Genomic DNA, 21,066 nt, shown 5'->3' on the forward strand with positions numbered 1-21,066 from the left:
ACCGAGACGATTCATGACGCAAGACAACCATCATTCCATTCACACCTGCGATGCCATCGTCATTGGCGGCGGGCTGGTCGGCAGCGCGGTCGCCCATGGGCTGGCCGGCCAGCGGCTGCAGGTCGCCGTGCTCGACGAAGGCGACGTGGCGCTGCGCGCCTCGCGCGGCAACTTCGGCCTGGTCTGGGTGCAGGGCAAGGGCTACGGCAAGGCCGACTATGCGCGCTGGAGCCTGGGCTCGACGCGGCTGTGGCCGCAACTGCAGGCCACGCTGCTGGAGGAGAGCGGCATCGACGTGCAGCTGCAGCAGCGCGGCGGCTTTCACATTTGCCTCTCGGAGGCGGAAGTGGCCACGCGGCGCGAGCGCCTGCACTGGCTGCAGCAGCAGGTGGGTGCGGCCGACTACCGCTACGAGTTCCTCGATCCGCAGTCGGTGCACGAGGACCTGCCCGGCCTCGGCCCCGAGGTGCGGACCGTGAGCTATTCGCCCATGGATGGGCACTGCAACCCGCTGAAGCTGCTGCGCGCGCTGCATACCGCCAACCAGCGCCGCGGCGTGCGCCTGCACACCCGCGCCGGCGTGCAGCGCATCGCGCATGCCAATGGCATCTTCACGGTGACCGGCGGAAGCGACCAGCCCAGGCGCTGGCAGGCGCCGCGGCTGGTCATTGCCGCGGGGCTGGGCTGCCAGGCCCTGGCCGAGCAGGTCGGCATGTTCATTCCGGTGCGCCCCAACAAGGGGCAGGTGCTCATCACCGAGCGGCTGCAGCCCCTGCTGCGCATGCCCACCAACTACGTGCGCCAGACCGACGAAGGCACGGTGCAGATCGGCGACTCGATGGAGGAAGCCGGTTTGGACGATCTGGTGCGCGTGCCGGTGAGCGCCGAGATTGCCGCGCGCGCGCTGCGCTGTTTTCCGGCGCTGCGCAATGCGCGACTGGTGCGCACCTGGGCGGCGCTGCGCATCATGACGCCCGATGGCTTTCCCATCTATCAGCAGTCCGCGGCCTGTCCCGGTGCGTTTGCCGTGACCTGCCACAGCGGCGTGACGCTGGCCGCGCAGCATGCGCTGACGCTGGCGCCATGGATCGCCGGCGGCAGCGAACAGCCGGCCATCGCCGCCTTTTCCGCCAACCGATTCACCCCCGATACCCCGATCGCCCGCTATGGTCACTGAAGCCCTGTTCACCCCCCTGCCACCGGTCGCCGGCACGCCGCCGCGCGCGATGGTCTCCATCGATTTCAATGGCGTGCCGCTGGCGTTGCCCGCCGGCATCACGCTGGCCGCCGGCCTGCTCGCCGCGGGCGTGCGGCGCTTTCGCTCCGCGCCGGTCGGCGGCGATGCGCGCGCACCCTACTGCATGATGGGAGTGTGCTTCGAATGCCTGCTGGAGATCGACGGCGTGCCCAGCCAGCAGGCCTGCCTGGTGCAGCCGCGCGAAGGCATGCGCGTGCGGACCATGGATGCACTCCCGGGTCTGGCCTTCCCGGTGCCGGCATCGCAGCCCGATGCCGAGAGCGCCGTCTGCGGAGGGCGCCATGACTGATGCCATGCATGCCCATGAAGAGGCCACGGCAGATTTTGACTTGGTGGTTATCGGCGCCGGCCCCGCCGGCATGGCTGCCGCACTGGCGGCCAGCCGCGGGGGTCTCTCGACGCTGCTGATCGATGAGCAGCCGGCCGTCGGCGGGCAGATCTACCGCAGCATCACCGACACCGATGCGCAGCGCGAGCGCATCCTGGGGCCGGACTACAGCCATGGCGCGGCACTGGCGCGCGAGGTGCTGGAAGCGAACGCCGCGGGCCGGCTCACCCATTGGAGCGGCACGGCCGTGTGGCAGGTCGCGCCCGACAAGACCCTCCACGTGCTGCGTGAAAGCCGTACGCAGGCCGTGCGCGGGCGGGCCATCATCGTGGCCACCGGCGCGATGGAGCGGCCCTTCCCGGTGCCGGGCTGGACCTTGCCGGGCGTGATGACCGCCGGCGCGGGACAGATCCTGCTCAAGAGCGCTTCGCTGGTGCCCAGCACACCCGTGGTGCTGGCCGGCTGCGGGCCGCTGCTGTACCTGCTGGCGGCCCAGTATCTGCGCGCCGGCGTGCCGCTGCGCGCCATCCTCGACACAACGGCGGGAACCGACCTGCGACTGGTCCTGCGCCATGCCCGCGACCTGCTGGCCGGCTGGCAGTACGTGGGCAAGGGCCTGCGCCTGCTGCGCGAGATCAAGGCCGCTGGCGTGCCCTTCTTCCACGACGTGCAGCAACTGCGCCTGGAGGGCCATGACCGGCTCGAGCGCGTGTCCTTCACCGCCGGTGGCAAGGTACAGGTGCTCGACTGCCAACTGGCGCTGCTGCATCAGGGCGTGGTGCCCAACACGCAGATCAGCTGGTCGCTGCGCGCCCGCCATCGCTGGGATGACACCCAGCTGTGCTGGCTGCCCGAGTGCGACGAATGGGGCCAGCTCAGCGTGCCGGGTATCCATGTGGCCGGTGACGGCGCGGCCATCGGCGGCGCACTGGTAGCGGCGTTGCAGGGCGAACTGGCGGCGTTGGGTGCCATGCGTGGCTTGGGCGCCGGCGATGCGGCGGTCATCGGGCGGCGCGCGGCCGAGTTGCGCGCGCAGATTCATCACCACCTGGCGATCCGCCCGTTCCTCAACCGCCAGTACCGCCCGCGCGACTCCTACCGCATTCCGGCCGATGAAGTGATGGTCTGCCGCTGCGAGGAAGTCACGGCCGGGGCCATCCGCGAGCAGGTGACCATCGGCTGCATCGGTCCGAACCAGACCAAGTCCTTCAGCCGCTGCGGCATGGGCCCGTGCCAGGGACGCCAGTGCGGGCTGACGGTCACCGAGATCATTGCGCAGGCCAGCGGCCTGCCGCCACAGGAGGTGGGCTACTACCGCATCCGCCCGCCGATCAAGGCGTTAACGCTGGGCCAGCTGGCACAAGGTGACGCATGAGTGGCAGGACCGGTGCCACGTCCACGGGCAGCGATGTGCTGGTCATCGGTGGTGGCCTGCAGGGCCTCTCCAGCGCATTGCAGCTGGCGCGGCGCGGCCTGCGGGTGCGTCTGCTGGAGGCGGAGTACTGCGGACGCCACGCCTCGGGCGTCAACGCCGGTGGCGTGCGCACGCTGGGGCGGCATGTGGCCGAGATTCCGCTGGCGCTCGGAGCGCGCCGGATGTGGCACCGGCTGCGGGAACTGCTTGGCGATGATGGCGGCTTCGTCGCCAGCGGGCAACTGCAGGTGGCGGAGAACGCGGCCGATCAACAGGCGGCGCAGGAGCGCATTGCCCAATTGCAGGCACGCGGTTTCACGCACGAGCAGTGGATCGATCAGCAGGAGGTGCACGAACTGGTGCCCAGCATCTCGCCACACGTGGTGGGCGGCATCTGGGCGGCGGATGATGGCTATGCACAGCCCTACCGCGTTGTCACGGCCTTCCGGCTGGCGGCGCTGCGGGCGGGCGTGCAGATCCATGAGGGCGCCGCAGCAACCACCGTCCGGCGGCGTGACGGCGTCTGGCAGGTCGAGGCTGGCAGCGCGCGCTACGCGGCGGCGCAATTGATCAACACGGCCGGAGCATGGGGCGCCGAACTGGCCGGCCGGCTCGGCGATGCCGTGCCGCTGCAGCCGGGCGGACTGATGTTGATGGTCACCCAGCGCGTGGCACCCTTCGTGCGGCCGGTGCTGGGCGCGGTGGGCCGGCCACTGTCGTTCAAGCAGTTCGACAACGGTACGGTGGTCATTGGGGGCGGCCTGCGCTGCGAGGCCGATGCCGCCGCGCGCGTGGCGCCGGTCGATCTCGCCAGCATGACGCGCAGCGCGCAGACCGTCGTCGATCTGTTCCCGCATCTGCGGGACATGCAGATCGTGCGGGCCTGGGCCGGGGTGGAAGGCTTTCTGCCAGACCAGATTCCGGTTATCGGGTTCGGGCGCGCGAGTCCTGGCGTAGTCCATGCCTTCGGTTTTTCCGCGCACGGTTTCGAGCTCAGCCCCATCATCGGCAGTATCGTGGCCGATCTCGTCGAGCACGGATCCACCGAGTGGCCCATCGCGCCTTTTGCGGTGGACCGCTTCGGCGCCGGCTGAATCCTTGTTTTTTCTATCTTTTTCTCACCATCAGGAGTTTTCCATGAGCAACGACAGCAATGACATCCAGCGCATCGACAGCAACGAGCGCCTCAGCCGCATCGTCATCCACAACGGCACCGTGTACGTGGCCGGCGTGACGGCCAGCGACATTCACGCCGATATCGAGGGCCAGACCCGTGACGTGCTGGGCAAGATCGACGGCTATCTCGCCCAGGCCGGCACCAGCAAATCCCGCTTGCTCACGGTGCAGATCTGGCTCAAGGACATCGAACGCGACTTCGCCGGCATGAACAAGGCCTGGGGCGAATGGGCCGACCGCAGCGCCATGCCAACGCGAGCCACCTGCGAGGCCAGGCTGGCCCGCCCCGAACTGCTGGTGGAGGTGATCGTCACCGCCGCGCTCTGAGAGCCTGTTCACGCGCTTTTCGCGGGCTTATGGTCTCGCCAAGCAGCGGCATGGCTGCGCCATGCCCTTCGGGTGACGCCTGAAAAGCCGCGGCTGCGGCGTGGTAAATCCTCGCGGCGGTTTGTGCTTGGCACCGCATCGCCTGCCTGGGCCAGGTGGCCCGCGAAAAGACCGGGCACAGGCTCTGCGTGTGTGCCACCGGCCCGCGCCTGAAGGGCGCCAGTGCCGGTGGCCGTGGCCGTTCAGCGGCCGATCATGTGCTCAGGCACGACCCACTGGTCGAACTGCTCGCCAGTCAGGTGCCCTGAGGCCACGGCCGCTTCGCGCAGCGTCGTGCCTTCCTTGTGCGCCTTCTTGGCGATGAAGGCAGCCTTGTCGTAGCCGATGTGCGGGTTCAGCGCGGTGACCAGCATCAGCGAGTTGCCGACCAGTTCGCTGATGCGCGCACGGTTGGGCTCGATGCCGACGGCGCAGTTGTGGTTGAAGCTCAGCATGCCGTCGGCCAGCAGCCGCACGCTCTGCAGGAAGTTGTGCGCCACGACGGGGCGGAACACGTTCAGCTCGAAGTTGCCGGAGGCGCCGCTGATGTTGATCGCCACGTCATTGCCGAACACTTGCGCAGCCAGCATGGTGACGGCTTCGCTCTGCGTCGGGTTGACCTTGCCGGGCATGATCGATGAGCCGGGCTCGTTCTCGGGAATGCTGATCTCGCCGATGCCGCTGCGCGGGCCGCTGGCCAGCCAGCGCACGTCGTTGGCGATCTTCGTCAGGCTGGCTGCCAGGGTCTTCAGCGCGCCATGGGCGAACACCAGCGCATCCTGCGACGCCAGCGATTCGAACTTGTTGGGCGAGGTGATGAAGGGCAGGCCGGTGATGCTGGCGAGCTCCTTGGCCACGCCTTCGGCATAGCCCTTGGGCGCGTTCAGGCCGGTGCCGACTGCGGTGCCGCCCAGCGCCAGTTCGTAGAGGTGGGGCAGGGTGTCCTGCACGTGCTTCTTGCCGTGTTCCAGTTGGGCGACCCAGCCGGAGATTTCCTGGCCCAGCGTCAGCGGCGTGGCGTCCTGCAGGTGGGTGCGGCCGATCTTGACGATGTCATCGAACGCCTTGGCCTTTTGCGCCAGCGTGTTCTTGAGCACGTCGATCGCGGGCAGCAGCTTGTTGGTCAGCGCATCGACGGCGGCCACGTGCGAAGCGGTGGGGAACACGTCGTTGGACGACTGGCTCTTGTTCACGTCGTCATTGGGGTGCACCAGGCGGGCCTCGCCGCGCTCGCCACCCAGCAGCTCGCTGGCGCGGTTGGCAATGACCTCGTTGAGGTTCATGTTGGTTTGCGTGCCCGAGCCGGTCTGCCAGACCACCAGCGGGAATTCATCGGGGTGCTTGCCGTCGATGATTTCCTGGGCGGCATCGATGATCGCCTTGGTCTTTTTTTCATCGAGCAGGCCCAGCGCATGATTGACGGCGGCCGAGGCGCGCTTGACCTGGGCCAGCGCCTTGATGATTTCCCTGGGCTGCTTCTCGCCGGAGATGTCGAAGTTCTGCAGCGAGCGCTGGGTCTGTGCGCCCCAGAGCCTGTCGGCCGGGACCTCGATGGGACCAAAGGTGTCTTTTTCGGTGCGGGTGTTGGCGTTGTGCGTGCTCATGTCTCGATGTCTCGGTGCGTCCGGGCGTGATGGTTGAAAGGATGAATGACATGAAATCATTATCATTCTTGGCGCATTCATTGTAGTGACATTCCGGTTCGGGCGTGGTTCCAGGCTGCGGCGCCTGGTTGGCTTGGGGTTGGCGTAGCAGCAGACGCAGACGGACACACTTGCATGCCGGGCCGGGGCCAGGGGAAGCCCGCGGCCTGCTGCCAGGCCCCTACAATCGGCTTTTACCAGTACACCGGAGGGCTTTCCTCGTGACCATCTCAGCATCCATTTTCAAGGCCTACGACATTCGCGGCATCGTGCCGAGCACGCTCGATGCGGACATCGCCCGGGCGCTCGGACGCGCCTTCGGGACGGTGGCCCGGCGCGCTGGCGAGCGCGAGGTGGCCGTCGGCCGTGACGGGCGCCTCAGCGGCCCGGAGCTGTCGGCCGCTCTGATCGAAGGCCTGACCGCTGCCGGCGTGGATGTGCTGGACGCCGGCATGGTGACAACGCCGATGCTGTACTTTGCCGCCAGCACGCATGCCAGGAGCGGTATCCAGGTCACCGGCAGCCACAATCCCAAGGACTACAACGGCTTCAAGATGGTGCTGGCCGGCAAGGCCATCTACGGCAAGGATATCCAGCAGCTGCGCCAGCTGATGGAGGCCGATGCCTGGGACGATGTGCCCGCCGGCCAGGTGCGCCAGCTCGAGATCCTGCCCGAATACATCCAGCGCATCGCCTCCGACATCCACCTCGCGCGCCCCATCAAGGTGGTGGTTGATGCCGGCAATGGCGTGGCCGGCGCCAGCGCGCCGCAGGTGCTGCGCGCCATTGGTTGCGAGGTGGTCGAGCTGTTCACCGAGGTCGATGGCAACTTCCCCAACCACCACCCGGATCCGAGCAAGCCCGAGAACCTGCGCGACCTGATTGCCGCGCTGCAGTTCAGCGACGCCGAGCTGGGCCTGGCCTTCGATGGCGATGGCGACCGCCTGGGCATCATCACCAAGGATGGGCAGAACATCTTCCCGGACCGCCAGATCATGCTGTTCGCGCAGGATGTGCTCTCGCGCGTGCCCGGTGGCGAAATCATCTTCGACGTCAAGTGCACGCAGCAGCTCGCCCCCTTCATCGAGCAGGCCGGTGGCAAGCCGGTGATGTACAGCACCGGCCACTCGCTTATCAAGGCGCGCATGCGCGAGACCGGCGCCCCGCTGGGCGGCGAGATGAGCGGCCACATCTTCTTCAAGGAGCGCTGGTACGGCTTTGACGACGGCACCTACGCCGGCTGTCGCTTGCTGGAGATCCTCAGCCGCAGCGCCGATCCGTCGGCAGTGCTCAATGCCCTGCCGCAGAGCCACTCGACGCCGGAGATGAACATCGTCTGTGCCGAAGGCGAGCCGCACCAGCTGGTGGCCGAGCTGGTGGGCAAGGCGCAGTTCGAGGCACCAGCCAAGGTCAGCACCATCGACGGCCTGCGCGTGGACTGGCCCGACGGCTTTGGCCTCGTGCGTGCTTCCAACACCACGCCAGTACTGGTGCTGCGCTTCGAGGGGCAGACCCCCGAGGCGCTCGCGCGCATCCAGAAGCAGTTCCTGGCGCTGGTGCAAAGCGTCAAGCCCGGCGCACAGATCGCCACGGCGGCGCACTGAGCGCGGCCAAGCACGAGCCTCGCTGCCATGCCGCCACGCCAGCCCGCGCGCGAAGGCCTTGCCAGCCGCGCCGCCTTGCGTGCCTACGGGCTGGCCGCATGGCTGGCGCAGCCCTTGCTGCGCCGCAAGCTGCGCCGCCGTGCCCAGGCCGAGGCTGGCTACGCCGAGGCCGTGCCCGAGCGGTTCGGACGCTACACCACACCGGCCCAGACGCAGGCCGAGCTGCTGTGGATCCATGCCGTTTCACTGGGCGAGACGCGCACCGCTGGACTGCTGATCGCCGCCCTGCGCGAGCGCATTCCCGATGTGCGCATCCTGCTGACCCACGGCACGGCAACCGGCCGGGCCGAAGGCCGCCAGCTGCTGCAGGGCGGTGATCTCCAGTGCTGGCTGCCGTGGGACACGCCCGGCGCGGTGCGGCGTTTCTTCGCGCATTTCCGGCCGGCCATGGGCCTGCTGATCGAAACCGAAGTCTGGCCCAACCTCATCGACCAGGCTGCACACGCAGGCGTGCCGCTGTGGCTGGTCAATGCGCGCCTCAATGCCAAGTCGCTCGCCGGCGCCCAGCGTCTGCCGGCCCTGATGCGCCCGGCCTACGCCGGGTTGGCGGCCGTATACGCACAGACCGAGCAGGACGCCGGGCGCCTGCGCGCCGCCGGTGCCAGCGTCACGGCCGTGACGGGCAACCTCAAGTTCGATGCCCGGCCCGATGCGCGGCTGCTGGCGCAGGGGCGCGACTGGCGCACCCGGTTCCGCCAGCGCACCGGCCGGCCGATCGTGATGCTGGCCAGCTCCCGCGCGGGCGAGGAGGCGCAGTGGCTGAACGCGATCCGCACCACCGCCGGCGCGCAGGATCTGCAATGGCTGGTGGTGCCGCGCCACCCGCAGCGTTTCGACGAGGTCGCGGCACTGGCCCGGGAGCGTGGCTTGGTGGTGTCCCGGCGCAGCCAGTGGCCGGCGGATGGCGAGGCGCCGCCGGCGGCGGATCTCTGGCTCGGCGACAGCATGGGCGAGATGGCGCTGTACTACGGCCTGGCGGACCTGGCCTTGCTGGGGGCATCGTTCGAGCCGCTGGGCGGGCAGAACCTGATCGAGGCCTGCGCCTGCGGCTGCCCGGTGGTGATGGGGCCGCACACCTTCAATTTTGCCCAATCCGCGGAGGACGCACTGGCGCAAGGCGTGGCCTGGCGTGCCGGGGACATGACGCAGGCCGTGGCGCTGGCGCTGCAACAGGTGCGGGATCCGGCGCAGCTGCGGCTGTGCAGCACGCGGGCGGAAGCCTTCGCGCAGCATCATCGTGGCGCGCTCGCTCGCCTTGCCGATGCCGTGGCGCTGGCTTTGCACCGGCACGCGCTGCCCGCACGCTAGTGTCGTGAATCGGGGGCGGCGCATGTGCGCCAGCGGGCATATGTCGCATCCGCACACCATATGATCGATCGCCATCGATGACAGTTTGATGAATAGGCATCGTTCTCATTAAAATGAGCGCTTTCAGCCAGCCACCCTTGATCCCGGCCTCTGCCGGCGGGGACAGCCAGCCAGATGTTTGATCCTTTCCGGAAATCCATCCCATGGCTTCATGCTCTCCGCCGGCTGCAACTCGGCCACCCGTCTCCTGGTGTGCCCCGACAGGCGCCCATTCGTTCAATTTGACACGCCATTGGCTGCTGGCCGCCGGGCTGGCCTCGCTGGCCCTGCCGATGACGGTCATGGCGCAGGCCGCGGCCAATGCGGCCTTGCCGGCCGACAGCAAGAGCCTCGCTGAAGTGCAGGTGCTGGGCCAGCGCGAGGAAGAAACGCGCGGCAGTCTCCAGCGCCTCGATGCCGAGACGCTGGCCGGGCAGGACACCAACAACATGGCCGACGTGGTGCGCTACCAGCCGCTGGTGAGCGCGCCGGGCATTGCCAGCGGTTCCGGCAACAATGTCTGGGATGGCTCCGGCACCACCGGCTACAACATCCGCGGCGTCGATGGCAACCGCGTCGCCATTGATGTCGATGGCATTGCATTGCCGCCGGCCGAGAGCAAGCCCGACAGCATGCAGAACAACAGTTTTGCCGGCGGACGCGACACGCTGGAGCCGGAGCTTTATCAGCTGGTCGAGATCGAATCGGGCGCTACCGCTTCGGGGCGGCCCGGCAGCAACGGCCTGGGCGGACGCGTGCGTTTCATCACCAAGTCCCCGGAGGACTTCCTGCAAGGCGGCCAGAGCCGGTACCTGGGCTACAAGTTCGGCTACCTCTCCAGCGACAAGAGCCGCATGCACGCGCTGACCGGCGCGGCGCAGGTGGGCGGCGTGCAGGCGCTGGGCATTTACGTGCGCCGTGATGGCGAAGAGGAGAAGTCCGAAGGCGACGTGGCGCCCAATCCCAAGGACTGGAACAGCAATGCCCTGCTCACCAAGTTCGTCTGGGGCGCGGGCACGAACAGCCGCCTGGGGCTGGGCATCGAGCATGTGGCGCGCGATACCGAACTGACCAACAATAACAAGATCACGGCGGCCAGTCCCTACGCCCCGCGCCAGGACGGCACCGATCGGCGCAGCCGCATCAGCCTCGAGCACACCTGGGTGCCGCAGGGAGAACTGGCGGCCTTCGACGTGCTGGACAGCCGCATTTACTACCAGCGCAGCGAAGCCAAGAACCATACCACTGCACAGGTGCCCACGGCGCAGCCCCGCGTGCCGCGCGGCTATGAGCGCCACATCCTGACCAACAGCGAGTACAAGACGCTGGGCGTGACTGCCGATGCCAGCAAGCGGCTCGGTCAGCACCACGTGTTCTATGGCGCGGCGCTGACGCGGACCAACAATGAACGGCCCTGGGAGGAGAGCCGAAGCTATCTGGACAATGGCGAGGTGGCGCCCGTTGCTGCCCCCGTCAGGGACCGTGCCGCTTCCGCCAGGGACACGCGCCTGAGTCTCTATCTGCGCGACGAGATCGGCTTCACGCTGGCCGGGCGGCGCGCCACCTTGACGCCCGGGCTGACCGTGCAGCACCACCGCCTCAAGCCGACCGATGTGGATCGCTATGCCGAAGGCTCCAGTGCCTCGGCAGGCGAATTGCGCACGCGTTCGGGCACCGACTGGCTGCCCAGCCTGAACCTGACGGTGCAACTGCAGCCGGGCTTCGATGCCTTCGCGCAATACAGCCGCGGCGTGCGCCAGCCGACAGTCAGCGAGTTGACGGGATCGTTCGAGAATCCGGGCACCGGCTACGCCGTACTGGGCAATCCGGACCTGAAGAAGGAGACCAGCGACAACTTCGAGCTGGGCGTGCGTGGCGAGCCCAGCCGTGGCGTGACGCTGAGTGCCTCGGCCTTCTACAGCCGCTACAGGAACTACATCGAATACACCAACATTGGGGTCGATCCGAGCCTGCCGCAGTTCGGCCTGTTTGTCTATCGCACCGACAACATCGGCAAAGCCACCATCTGGGGCACCGAACTGGCCAGCCGCTTTGAACTGGGCGAGTGGGCGCCATCGGTGCAGGGCCTGAGCCTGTCGCTGGCGGCCGGCTGGTCCAAAGGCACGGCGCGCAACAGCGAGACGGGCGAGAAGGCCGATCTGCCTTCGGTGCTGCCGGCCAAGCTGGTGCTCGGACTCGGCTATGACGATCCGGGCAAACGCTTTGGCGGCGCGCTGCACACGACATGGACGCGCGGCAAGCAGGCGCCGGGAGCCGATGTGCTGAGGGATTCGACGGGCGAATACTTCGACGTGCCCGGCGCCACCGTGCTGGACCTGACCGCCTACTGGAACATCAGCCGCAACGTGACCTGGCGCGCGGGTATCTACAACCTTGCCGACCGCAAGTACTGGGACTATGCCTCGGTGCGCGACCTGGCGGCCAGCGCCACCGGCGACATCGAGCGCCAGGCCCGTCCGGGCCGCAGCTTCGGTACCTCGCTGGAGGTGCGGTTCTGATGGTGCCGTCCGTCATCGGGGCACCCGGTGGCGGTGACACCGATGGAATACATTGGAATCATGAACATGCCTCTCAAGAAAATCTCCGCTCACCGGCACGTTGGTTCGGGGTTGCTGGCCGCAGTCCTGGTTTTGTCCGCCTGCAGCTCGTTGCCTCCTCAGCACCGCAACGCCACGCAGGCACCGGCGACGGTGGCGACGACCGTCACGGCCGGCAGCTGGGACGCCGTGGTGGCGCAGCTGGGCCAGACCGCCACACGCCTGCGTGCGAATGGCATGGAAGCTGCGCCCGACATCATGACGGCGGTGCTGGACCTGGGCCAGATCCGGGTCAGCTCCTCCAATGAGAACGCCCAGATCACCCGCGTGGGCATCCCCAACCGGATGTCCGGACGCTGGACCGAGCCGAGCGGCGATGCCGAGAAGGACCGCCAGCAACGCGAGCGCAACCGTGCCAATGCCAACGGCTATTTCGAAGGGCCGATCGATCTGCGCTTGCGCTTCACTGAATGGGCACATGCGTTTGCGGTGGTGGCGCCGGACTCCCATGGTCGCGTGCGCCGCAGCCTGCTCTTCTTCAATGCCGAAGGGCGTGAAATCCTGCGCCTGACGCTGGCCAACACCGCCCATGAGGCGGCCTTCGACCAACTGGTGATGCAGTTCCGCAGCGACGACCAGAGCGCACCACCACTGCAGCCGGCGGGCACGGCGGCCGGTGCCGCGACACCCGCGGCCGCGCCGACGCCCGATGCGGCCATCGATCTTGCCGCCTATCACGCGGCCTGGAACCAGATCACCGACGTGCACCAATTCAATCGCATCCTGCGCGACTTCAAGCTGGGCCGCGAACAGGCATTGCGCCTGGCGCCGCCGGGCAAGACGCGCGAGTTGGCGCCCGAGTCACTGCAGGCCTTGTTCGACGGGGCAGCGGCGCGTGGTCTGCCGATCATGGTTTTCGTCAGCAATGGCGCGGTCACGCAAATCCATGGCGACCCGGTTCACGATGTGCGCCGCGTGGGTGACTGGCTGGAGGTGGAGGATCCCACCTCGCTGCTGCGCGTGCGCATCGCCAGGGTGGCTCATGGCTGGCAGATCGAGCGCGGCGGCATCTACTCGGTCGACTACTACGATGCCGATGGTCAGTTGGTCACCTCGCTGTTCGGCGTGCGCAGCAGCGCGCATCCGGTACCCACCGAGTGGATTGACCTGGTCAAGAGCCTGCCGGGTGCCGATGACCATGCTGGTCGGCGCCTGAACTGAAGGGCATGCGCTGCGCACCGCCGGTTGTCATCGGCCAGGCGCAGGAAGAAGAAAAGCCGGGCTTCTTGCCCGGCTTTCCCATGACAGCGGCCCATACGGTCCGGACCCATGGCCGGACGGCCCGGCCATTCGAAGGCGTCAGAATGCGATGCGCACCACACTTTCGGCACCGCCGCGCTCGGCCTCACGCCCGTTCTTGACGCTGACGTAGAGGACATTGCGCCGGGCATCGAAGGCCAGGCTGTTGGGATGCTTCGGCAGTTCGAAGGTCTGCAGCAGCGCATGGCTGCGGGCGTCGAACACCGTGACGGTGCCCGCACCGCGATTGGTGACGAACAGGCGCTGGCGGGCCTCGTCGAGCAGCAGCGCGATCGGGCCGGCACCGGTCGGAATGCTGGCGGTGATGGCGGCGGTGGCCGGATCGAACACCACCACACGGTTGCCCGGGGTGGGCACGAAGCCGGGTTCGCTGGCCTGGCGCCGCGCATTGATGGCGTCGAGGCCCTGGTCGGTGGCCAGCAGACGCTGGCCCCGGGTGTCATAGGCGAGGTTGATGAGCTGGTCGGCCCCCACCGAATGGGACTGCGCGACGGTGAGGTTTTGCGTGTCCACCTCGTAGAGGTTGCCGCGCAGGTTCGAGACGAAGAGGCGCTGGCCGGCCGCATCGAGCGCAATGCCGGTGGCCACCGGGCCGAAGCCGTCCATCACCTTTTCGAGCTGCAGCGTACGCGTGTTGATCACATAAAGCGCGCTGCCTTCGCTGCTCAGCCCCGGCGCATAGAGCCGGTGGTGGGCCGCATCGAGCACCAGTTCGCGGAAATGGTGCTCGAATTTCTCCTTGCCGTCGGCACCGCGAACCTTTGCGGCCAGCGCGATGCGTCCGATGATGCGGCCGCTGGCGGTGTCGATGACGCTGATGGCACCATCAAGGCCATGGCTGACATACAGCCGATCCTGGGCATCGTCGAGCACCACGCCGAAGCCGCGCAAGGGGAGCGTGATCTCCGCCTCGATGGCCAGCGTGTCCGGGTTGAGCCGCAGCACCTTGCTGGCCGGCGCATCATCGCCAAAGCCGCCGGCCGATGCCACGAACACCGCATTCTGGCGGGGCGAGAACGCCAGTTCGTAAAGGGCTGGCGCAATCTCTGCGCGTCGCACTTGGGCGGTGGTGGCCGCCACATCCGTCGTTGGCGCGGCGGCGGTGCCGGATGGCGGTGTCGGGGTGGTTCCGCAGGCCGCCAGCGCGCCTGCGGCGGCCAGGCACAGGGCCAGTCGCGTGAAATGGGAAAGAGGTGTGCAATGCATCATGCCGGTTCCTTTGAACAGCGTTCAGGGTCGTGAAGGAAGTGGCTGAGCAGTGGCGCGAGCTCCATCCGTGGCCGCACGAATGGGATGGCGCTGCGATGCGGCAGGCCGGCTGCGGCGCCGGTCGCGCCCTGCTGTGGCTATGCGAGGAGAGCCTTGAATTGTCGCATCAAATGCACCGCAGCCAAGGCGCTGCATTGGGGGGCGGAAAGAGGCGTATGGCCGAGCATTTCAGGCCAGCGCCGGAAAGCGCCGGGCAATCGGGTCGCCCGTGTATCGGGCGGCCCAGCCGGCCGGGTCGGTGAACAACCGGATGCAGGTGAACGCGGGTTGCGGCCCCATGTCGAACCAATGGCGCAGACCGGCGGGCACGGACAGCAGATCGTTCTGCTCGCACTGCAGCGCATGGACCCGTCCCTGCGCATGCAGCAGAAACAAGCCGCTGCCGGCGACGAAAAAACGCACTTCATCCTCCTCATGGGTGTGCTCACAGAGAAACTTGTCCCGCAGCGCCTGCAATTGCCCGGGCATTTGCGTGCCGCTGGCAGCATCAACGCTGATGACGTCTGCACTCCGGTAACCGCGCTCGCGCTGCAGCCGCTCGACCTGCGGTGCGTAGGCCTGCAGCACGGCCTCGGGCGGCGCGCCGGGTGGCAGTGGCTGCGTGGCCTCCCAGCGTTCGAAGCGCACGCCCAGGCGTTCCGCAAGGGTGGCAATGACCTCCGGGTCGGAGGTGTGCAGCAAGGGTGTCTGCGGGTGCTGTTCCAGGTAGATCGTCAGCGTCGTCATGAGATGTCCTGCGCCCGACGGGGCCTGGCTGATTCTAGGCGCCTGGTCCTGGCCCGAAAAATGGGCTTTTCTCATATGGATATGCGGGAGAACGTGCGCATGAAAAAAGGCAGGTCGCCCAAAGCGCCTGCCTTTTTGTATTCCAACCGGCCGTGGGCCGGCTGACATCAGCCCTTGTAGGGCGCGCTCTTGCGCGCGCGCACCGGGGCATTGCCGTCGTTGTGGCGCGGGCGGGCACGCTCGCCATCGTGCCTGCGCGGAGCGGCAGAGCGCTCGCCGGCACCGGCATCGCGGCGGCCGCGCTCACCAAAGCCGCTGGTGTTGCCGGCGTTGGCATTGCCGCGCCATTCGCCACGGGATTCACCGCGTGCGTCACGGCCATCGCGGCCATCACGTCCTTCGCGCTGCGGGCGTGCGGCATAGCCGTCACGGTTGCCGAAACGCTGGTCCGGACGCTGCTCGAAGCGCGGCGCGGCAGGGCGGCTGTCGAAGCGCTGGTCGCGGCCACCGCGTTCGTCGCGTCGATCGAAGCCTTCACGGCGTTCGAAACCGGTCGCGGGCCGGTCGGCGCCGTTGCGATTGTCGCGGTACGGTGTGTCGCGGCGTGCGCCGCCAAAGCCCTCGCTGCGGCGACCGTCGTGGCGGTTGCCGCGGCCACCGTCACGGCTGCCCGGGCCACCGGGACGACCCTTGCCGCCACGGTCGCTGCGCCATTCGGGGATGCGCTGCTGCGGCTCCAGCCCAGGCAGCACGGCGACGCTGAATTTCTGGCGCGTGAACGCTTCGATGTCGGAGATGCGGCGGCGATCGCGGAATTCGGCAAAGGTGATGGCCAGGCCATTGCGGCCGGCGCGACCAGTGCGGCCGATGCGGTGGGTGTAATCCTCGGCCTTCATCGGCAGGCCATAGTTGAAGACGTGGGTGATGGTGGGCACGTCGATACCGCGGGCGGCCACGTCGGTGGCCACCAGGATCTGGATGCGGCCGTCGCGCAGCGCCGCCAGGCGCCGGCTGCGCAGGCCCTGGCCGAGCGCGCCATGCAGCGCCACGGCGGAGAAGCCAACTTGCTGCAGGTCTTCGGCCAGCGCATCGCATTCGATCTGGGTGCTGGCGAACACGATGGCCTGGTCGATTTCGGGGTTGCGCAGCCAGGTATCGAGCAGGCGGCGCTTGTGGTCGGGGCTGTCGGCCCAGAACAGTTTCTGCGTGATGTTCTCGTGCTTTTCCTGCGCGCTGGCCACTTCGATGCGCTGCACGTGCTGGCCGCCGTCATGCATGATGCGCATGCCCAGCTGCTGGATGCGCGATGCGAAGGTGGCGCTGAACATCATGGTCTGGCGGCGCTGGGCGGTGAGCTGGTGCACGGCTTCGAGGTCTTCGGCAAAGCCCAGATCGAGCATGCGATCGGCTTCGTCGATGACGAGGAACTGCACCTCATCGAGCTTGATCTGGCCGCTGCGCTGCAGGTCCAGCAGACGGCCGGGCGTGGCCACCACCAGATTGGCGTTTTGCAGTTGGGCGATCTGCTTGGGGTAGGGCATGCCGCCGATGATGCTGCCTACGCGCACGCCGCGGCAGTGGGTGAGCAGATCGATGGCGTCGCGCGAGACCTGCAGGGCCAGTTCGCGTGTGGGGCACAGCACCAGGGCGCCGGGCACGGCGGGCTCGAAGCGGCGGTGCATCGGGCTCTTGCGGCGCGGCTTCTTGGGGGCGGGCAGACCTTGCTCGAGGGCTTCGGCCACCTTGCGCTCGAAGGCGGCGTGTTCGGCGGCCTTGGCGGCTTCATGGTGGCCGATCAGGGTGTCGAGCACGGGCAGCAGGAAGGCGGCGGTCTTGCCGCTGCCGGTCCGGCTGGAGACCATCAGGTCCACGTAGTGGCTGTGATCCTTGCTGTCGGCGCCTTCCACCGCGCCTTGCAGGGCCAAGGGGATGGCGCGCAGCTGGACTTCGGTAGGCTGGGTGTAGCCGAGCTCGACGACGGCCTGCACGAGAGCAGGCGCCAGACCGAGCTGGGTGAACGGCGATGCGGCCAGGGCCGCGGCCGACGTGTCGATGGTGGTGGCTTCGGGTGAAGCGGATTCGGATGTTGGCGCGGACTGGGCTTGGATGTCAGGCGCGGAGGTGTCGGCAGATTCTGCCAGGGTAGCTTGATGCATGTGAGTGGGTCGCAAAGGATTCAACGGCAGGCCGCGCCGGGCAGGGAAGCCGGGGCCTTGCAGATGGATGGAAAAACATCATCCATCCAACGGTACCGTGGCCAGGCGGCGATTGCGTCGATGCGCCTGGCGCGGGGGTTGTCCTTGACCAATGCGCCAGCAGCTACTGCTGGCGATCGCTATCAACCCGGCGAGATAGAAAGATGCGTACGCGCTGCATGCTGTCGGAGCAGATCCGTGGCGCAGCGAAGTGCCGGATTATGCGCGCGGAGGCCAGGATAGGTTGCGGCAGATGTATTGACCTTCAGTCACAAAGGGTTATGGGGGAGGGGGGAACCGTCTCCATCAATTGTCTGGCGCCTGGGCCGGTTTGCCGGACGGCCCGGCGCCCTGCCATGCATGCATGCATGATTGTCCGCGGGTTAACACCTAAGAAAATGAACGTATTTTTATGCACAAAAAATAGATTGATGCGTATATTTATTTCTGTGCACAAAATTGTCCATGGCATCAAAGCCAGATGAAGAAAGGTCTGATGTGGTAACCAAGAAGATCGATGGCGAGGCAGAAACGCTGACTGAGCGTGCGACGCAGTTGCTGGAACACGAGATACTGCATGGCGTGCTGGAGCCGGGCACCAGGCTTGCCGTGCTCGATCTCGCAGACCGGTATGGCATCAGCAGCAGTCCGATCAGGGAAGCCTTGTCGCGTCTGGTGGCGCAGGACCTGGTCGAGGCAATTGGTCGGCGCGGGTTCCATGTGCGCGCGTTGAGTCACGAGGACTTGCGCGACATCACTCATGTTCGATTCACGATCGAGCGGGAGGCCCTGCAGTTGTCGATGCGCAACGGTGGTGATGAATGGGAAGCAGCAGTGGTTGCCGCGCTGCACCGGTTGCAACGCTATGTCGAGCGCAAGGGCGCGGAGTTTGGCTTGGGTGGCGATGAGCTCGACTCGTTGCACTACCAGTTCCACAAGGTGCTCATCAGCGGCTCGGGTTCGCGGCGGCTGACGGTGCTGGCCCATGATTTCTACAACCAGGCCTATCGCTATCGCAACATCAACATGAGCGGCTTGAAAGAGCCGGATGCCTTCATGCAGATGCACCATGTCCTGGCCGAGGCAGCGCTCGGCGAAAACGAGGCGCTGGCGGTGGAGTTGCTGCATGAGCACCTCTATTCCACGCTGACAAACATCTATCCCGACAAGGGCGCCTAGCGCCGTTCGTTACCGAATGGCGTGCCGGACCAGTGGGCGCGGCATCTGGCCATGATGCCGGGGCACTGCGTTCACCGGTCGACGACAGCGCCGTTCGGCTTTCCCACCGACACCTTCCATTTCCAGCTTCCTGGTCGCACAAGACTGTGCGCAGCCAGGCTGGCTCTGCCTGTGTGTCATTTTTTGCAAAGCAGGAGACAATATGAAAGAAATCAACAACATATCGGTCATTGGTGCCGGCACCATGGGGCATGGCATCGCTGAGGTGTTTGCCACCGGCGGCTACGCGGTACAGGTCTATGAGCCTCATGCGACGGTGAGAGAAAAGGCCGGCCGTGCCATTCAGGACGAATTGGAACTGCTGGCTGAAATGGGCCGTATCGATGCTGCAGCCATTCCTGCCATCCTCGCGCGCATTGCCTTCCACGACGATCTGGCGGTAGCGGTTGCGAACAGCGACTTCGTGATAGAGGCGATTCCCGAGGACGTGACGCTGAAGCAGGAGCTGTTTGCCAGGCTCGATGCGCTGTGCCCGGCCGAGGCCATCCTGGCCAGCAACACCTCCAGCCTGAGCCTGCCCGACATGATCAGCACGGTGCGCCCCGAGCGTGTCTCGAACTGCCTGACTTGCCACTGGTACAACCCGGCGCACCTGATTCCGCTGGTCGAGCTGTCCGACTTCGGCAGCAGCTCCGCGCAGACGCTGGAAGCGGTCGAGGCACTGTTCCGGAAGGTCGGCAAGAAGACCATCCGCGTGCTCAAGGACATTCCCGGCCTGATCGCCAACCGGATTCAGCAAGCCATTGCTCGCGAAGTCTTCTCGCTGATCGAGATGAAGGCCGCCTCGCCCGAGGACATTGACAACGCGCTCAAGTACGGCCCGGCGTTCCGCTATGCCACCACGGGTCAACTGGAGATCGCCGATTTCGGCGGCATCGACATCTGGTGCACCGTTGGCGACAACCTGCTGCCGCTGATCAGCGCCGAGCAAAAGGCCAGCGAGCTGTTGCGCCAGAAGATTGCCGAGAACAAGCTGGGGCTGAAGAGCGGCGAAGGGTTCTTCGTCTACGACCAGGCGCAGCGTCAGGCGGTCACGCGTGACTTCCACACCCGCCTGATCCGCCAGCTCGCGGTCAGCGAGCAGAACCAATGAGCGCAAGCGAGGAAATGCCCATGACTGCTATTGCCTCCAAGGCTCCCCAGGGTTCGTTCTTCTGGCGTTTGAGCAAGAAGTTCGACTTCGCCGCCGAGCGTGTCATCCCGGACCCGCTGGTGTTCTGCCTGATCTTCACTGTGGTGCTGTTCTTCTGCGGCGTGCTGCTCACCGACAGCAGTGCCATCGATATGGCGCAGTACTGGTACGACGGAATCTGGTCGCAGATCGCCTTCGCGTTCCAGATGTCGTTCATGGTGGTTTGCTGCGCCGTGGCAGCGCGTTCGCCGCAGATCGCGGCCGGCCTCAACAAGCTGGCCCGTTTGGTGCGCCGGCCCGTGTCGGCGGTGCTGATGCTGATGGTGTTCGGCTATCTGGCGAGCTTCGTCAACTGGGCTTTTGCGCTGATCGTCACGCCGGTGTTGGCGGTGGCGCTCAGCAAGCGCATTCCGGGGCTGCACTTTCCGATGCTGATCGCGGCCGGCTACTCGACCATGATTCTCGGCCAGTGCCTGAGCCCGACCGGCACGGTGTTTGCCCTGCTTGCATCGCCCGATCACTTTCTGGCCGGCAAGATCGGTGCCATCGCCCAGACCGAAACCACCTATAACCCGGCCAACATCGTGATCTGGGTGGTACTGGCGGTGATCACGGTGGCGATTGCCATCATGGCCCTGCCGCCGGCGCACGAAGTGGTGGAGTTCCGCGAAGAGACCGAGGCGAGGCCAGAGGCCGAAGCCGGTTCTGCAGAGCAGTCCGGGCGCAGCTTCGCCGACCGTCTCAATGGCAGCCGGCTGCTGATGTGGGCGATCGGTGTGCTCGGCGTGGTGATGATCGTCAACACCGTGGCCACCAAGGGCCTGTTCTCCTCACTGACGCTGAACTTCGTGATCTTCGTCTTCCTGGTGCTGAATTTCTTTCTCTACAGCACACCGTTGAAGTTCATCACGGCGTATCGCGACAACCTCAAGTTGGCGACCGACGTGATGATCCAGTTCCCGTTCTATGGCGGCATCGCCGGCATGATGGCGCAGTCCGGCATGGCGGTGGCGGTGGTGGGCTTCTTCACTTCGCTGGCCACCGCCGACACGTTGCCGCTCTACACCTACTACGCGACCTCCTTCGTCAACCTTTTCATTCCGTCGCAAGGCGGTCAGTGGATCGTGCAGGGCGACATCACGGTCGATGCGGCACTGCTGCTCGGCGCGGATCTGAACCTGGTCATCAACGCGTTCGTCTACGGCGATCAGGCGACCAATCTGCTGCAGCCGCTCTACGTCATTCCTGCGTTGGCAGTGGTCGGCATGCGACTCAAGGATGTCTGGGGCTACATGGCCTTTCTGTGGTGCATCTGGTTCGTGGTGACATCTGTCGCGCTTGTGCTTGTGCCCAAGTTTTTCTAGGGCTGCGTCGAACAAATGTCGGCGGTGCGGCCTGCTTTGGCTTGGGATGCCGTGCAATGCGCTAGCC

At 66.6% G+C, this 21,066-nt stretch carries 16 protein-coding genes; 12 read left to right on the forward strand and 4 right to left on the reverse strand.

The genetic code is table 11. The features are described 5' to 3' along the window. The first annotated feature begins 13 nt into the window (after positions 1 to 13). The 5 genes from EV687_RS17090 to EV687_RS17110 are packed head-to-tail and all read left to right on the forward strand — an operon-like array spanning position 14 to position 4,503. Positions 14 to 1,177 (forward strand): NAD(P)/FAD-dependent oxidoreductase, encoded by a 1,164-nt coding sequence (locus tag EV687_RS17090; protein WP_122231453.1) that lies wholly within the window; start codon positions 14 to 16, stop codon positions 1,175 to 1,177. Beyond that, positions 1,167 to 1,547 carry a (2Fe-2S)-binding protein gene (locus EV687_RS17095; RefSeq protein ID WP_122231454.1) on the forward strand — a complete coding sequence of 127 codons (381 nt, stop codon included), beginning with the start codon at positions 1,167 to 1,169 and terminating at the stop codon, positions 1,545 to 1,547. Before EV687_RS17090 ends, EV687_RS17095 begins: the two co-directional genes overlap by 11 nt. Beyond that, the gene (locus EV687_RS17100; protein WP_242612705.1) at positions 1,540 to 2,961 is read left to right on the forward strand and encodes an FAD/NAD(P)-dependent oxidoreductase; all 1,422 of its coding nucleotides are present in this window, start codon (positions 1,540 to 1,542) and stop codon (positions 2,959 to 2,961) included. Before EV687_RS17095 ends, EV687_RS17100 begins: the two co-directional genes overlap by 8 nt. Continuing rightward, positions 2,958 to 4,094: an NAD(P)/FAD-dependent oxidoreductase gene (locus tag EV687_RS17105; RefSeq protein WP_122231455.1), complete on the forward strand. Its 1,137-nt coding sequence runs from the start codon at positions 2,958 to 2,960 to the stop codon at positions 4,092 to 4,094. Before EV687_RS17100 ends, EV687_RS17105 begins: the two co-directional genes overlap by 4 nt. A 43-nt stretch (positions 4,095 to 4,137) precedes the next feature. After that, entirely contained in the window at positions 4,138 to 4,503 is a 366-nt protein-coding gene (locus EV687_RS17110; RefSeq protein WP_122231457.1) for a RidA family protein, read from the forward strand. Positions 4,504 to 4,745: 242 nt separating this feature from the next. On the opposite strand, the gene fumC is transcribed toward EV687_RS17110, so the two are convergent. Further along, complete coding sequence (gene fumC / locus EV687_RS17115) at positions 4,746 to 6,146, reverse strand: class II fumarate hydratase (protein WP_122231459.1); 1,401 nt, start codon at positions 6,144 to 6,146, stop codon at positions 4,746 to 4,748. Between the two features lie 260 nt (positions 6,147 to 6,406). Here fumC and EV687_RS17120 point away from each other — a divergent pair, with 260 nt between their 5' ends. The 4 genes from EV687_RS17120 (at position 6,407) to EV687_RS17135 (ending at position 12,975) form a co-directional block, all read left to right on the forward strand. Then, positions 6,407 to 7,789, forward strand: a complete 1,383-nt coding sequence (locus EV687_RS17120) for a phosphomannomutase/phosphoglucomutase (protein WP_122231461.1) — start codon at positions 6,407 to 6,409, stop codon at positions 7,787 to 7,789. 27 nt (positions 7,790 to 7,816) lie between these two features. Beyond that, positions 7,817 to 9,157, forward strand: coding sequence for a 3-deoxy-D-manno-octulosonic acid transferase (locus EV687_RS17125; protein ID WP_122231463.1), 1,341 nt, complete (start codon positions 7,817 to 7,819; stop codon positions 9,155 to 9,157). 281 nt (positions 9,158 to 9,438) lie between these two features. Then, a complete protein-coding gene (locus EV687_RS17130) occupies positions 9,439 to 11,715 on the forward strand; it encodes a TonB-dependent hemoglobin/transferrin/lactoferrin family receptor (RefSeq protein ID WP_162846668.1) in 2,277 nt (758 codons plus the stop codon). 66 nt (positions 11,716 to 11,781) lie between these two features. Next, on the forward strand, positions 11,782 to 12,975 hold the full coding sequence (locus EV687_RS17135) for a ChuX/HutX family heme-like substrate-binding protein (RefSeq protein WP_162846669.1): 1,194 nt from the start codon (positions 11,782 to 11,784) through the stop codon (positions 12,973 to 12,975). 138 nt (positions 12,976 to 13,113) lie between these two features. Here EV687_RS17135 and EV687_RS17140 read toward each other — a convergent pair whose 3' ends face one another. The 3 genes from EV687_RS17140 to EV687_RS17150 form a co-directional block, all read right to left on the reverse strand. Then, on the reverse strand, positions 13,114 to 14,283 hold the full coding sequence (locus tag EV687_RS17140) for a YncE family protein (RefSeq protein WP_207226494.1): 1,170 nt from the start codon (positions 14,281 to 14,283) through the stop codon (positions 13,114 to 13,116). 228 nt (positions 14,284 to 14,511) lie between these two features. Next, complete coding sequence (locus EV687_RS17145) at positions 14,512 to 15,069, reverse strand: 1,2-dihydroxy-3-keto-5-methylthiopentene dioxygenase (RefSeq protein ID WP_122231469.1); 558 nt, start codon at positions 15,067 to 15,069, stop codon at positions 14,512 to 14,514. A 167-nt stretch (positions 15,070 to 15,236) separates the two neighbouring features. Next, entirely contained in the window at positions 15,237 to 17,225 is a 1,989-nt protein-coding gene (locus EV687_RS17150; RefSeq protein ID WP_122231471.1) for a DEAD/DEAH box helicase, read from the reverse strand. A 504-nt stretch (positions 17,226 to 17,729) separates the two neighbouring features. Between EV687_RS17150 and EV687_RS17155 the strand changes: the two genes are divergently transcribed. From EV687_RS17155 to EV687_RS17165, 3 genes are all read left to right on the forward strand, one after another. Next, positions 17,730 to 18,443 (forward strand): GntR family transcriptional regulator, encoded by a 714-nt coding sequence (locus EV687_RS17155; protein ID WP_122231473.1) that lies wholly within the window; start codon positions 17,730 to 17,732, stop codon positions 18,441 to 18,443. 202 nt (positions 18,444 to 18,645) lie between these two features. Continuing rightward, positions 18,646 to 19,596 (forward strand): 3-hydroxyacyl-CoA dehydrogenase family protein, encoded by a 951-nt coding sequence (locus tag EV687_RS17160; protein ID WP_122231475.1) that lies wholly within the window; start codon positions 18,646 to 18,648, stop codon positions 19,594 to 19,596. A gap of 20 nt (positions 19,597 to 19,616) precedes the next feature. Beyond that, positions 19,617 to 20,999, forward strand: a complete 1,383-nt coding sequence (locus EV687_RS17165) for a short-chain fatty acid transporter (RefSeq protein WP_122231684.1) — start codon at positions 19,617 to 19,619, stop codon at positions 20,997 to 20,999. Positions 21,000 to 21,066 lie beyond the last annotated feature (67 nt).

The organism is Corticibacter populi (genome assembly GCF_004217315.1).
Lineage (GTDB): Bacteria > Pseudomonadota > Gammaproteobacteria > Burkholderiales > Burkholderiaceae_C > Lampropedia > Lampropedia populi.

Excerpts from the sequence above, each read along its gene's own strand:
- EV687_RS17150 (WP_122231471.1), bottom strand. The coding sequence starts at position 17,225 with ATGCATCAAGCTACCCTGGCAGAATCTGCCGACACCTCCGCGCCTGAC.
- EV687_RS17110 (WP_122231457.1), top strand. The coding sequence starts at position 4,138 with ATGAGCAACGACAGCAATGACATCCAGCGCATCGACAGCAACGAGCGC.
- EV687_RS17090 (WP_122231453.1), top strand. The coding sequence starts at position 14 with ATGACGCAAGACAACCATCATTCCATTCACACCTGCGATGCCATCGTC.
- EV687_RS17145 (WP_122231469.1), bottom strand. The coding sequence starts at position 15,069 with ATGACGACGCTGACGATCTACCTGGAACAGCACCCGCAGACACCCTTG.
- EV687_RS17165 (WP_122231684.1), top strand. The coding sequence starts at position 19,617 with ATGACTGCTATTGCCTCCAAGGCTCCCCAGGGTTCGTTCTTCTGGCGT.
- EV687_RS17095 (WP_122231454.1), top strand. The coding sequence starts at position 1,167 with ATGGTCACTGAAGCCCTGTTCACCCCCCTGCCACCGGTCGCCGGCACG.
- EV687_RS17100 (WP_242612705.1), top strand. The coding sequence starts at position 1,540 with ATGACTGATGCCATGCATGCCCATGAAGAGGCCACGGCAGATTTTGAC.
- EV687_RS17105 (WP_122231455.1), top strand. The coding sequence starts at position 2,958 with ATGAGTGGCAGGACCGGTGCCACGTCCACGGGCAGCGATGTGCTGGTC.
- EV687_RS17155 (WP_122231473.1), top strand. The coding sequence starts at position 17,730 with ATGGCATCAAAGCCAGATGAAGAAAGGTCTGATGTGGTAACCAAGAAG.
- EV687_RS17140 (WP_207226494.1), bottom strand. The coding sequence starts at position 14,283 with ATGATGCATTGCACACCTCTTTCCCATTTCACGCGACTGGCCCTGTGC.
- EV687_RS17160 (WP_122231475.1), top strand. The coding sequence starts at position 18,646 with ATGAAAGAAATCAACAACATATCGGTCATTGGTGCCGGCACCATGGGG.
- EV687_RS17135 (WP_162846669.1), top strand. The coding sequence starts at position 11,782 with ATGCCTCTCAAGAAAATCTCCGCTCACCGGCACGTTGGTTCGGGGTTG.
- EV687_RS17125 (WP_122231463.1), top strand. The coding sequence starts at position 7,817 with ATGCCGCCACGCCAGCCCGCGCGCGAAGGCCTTGCCAGCCGCGCCGCC.
- fumC (WP_122231459.1), bottom strand. The coding sequence starts at position 6,146 with ATGAGCACGCACAACGCCAACACCCGCACCGAAAAAGACACCTTTGGT.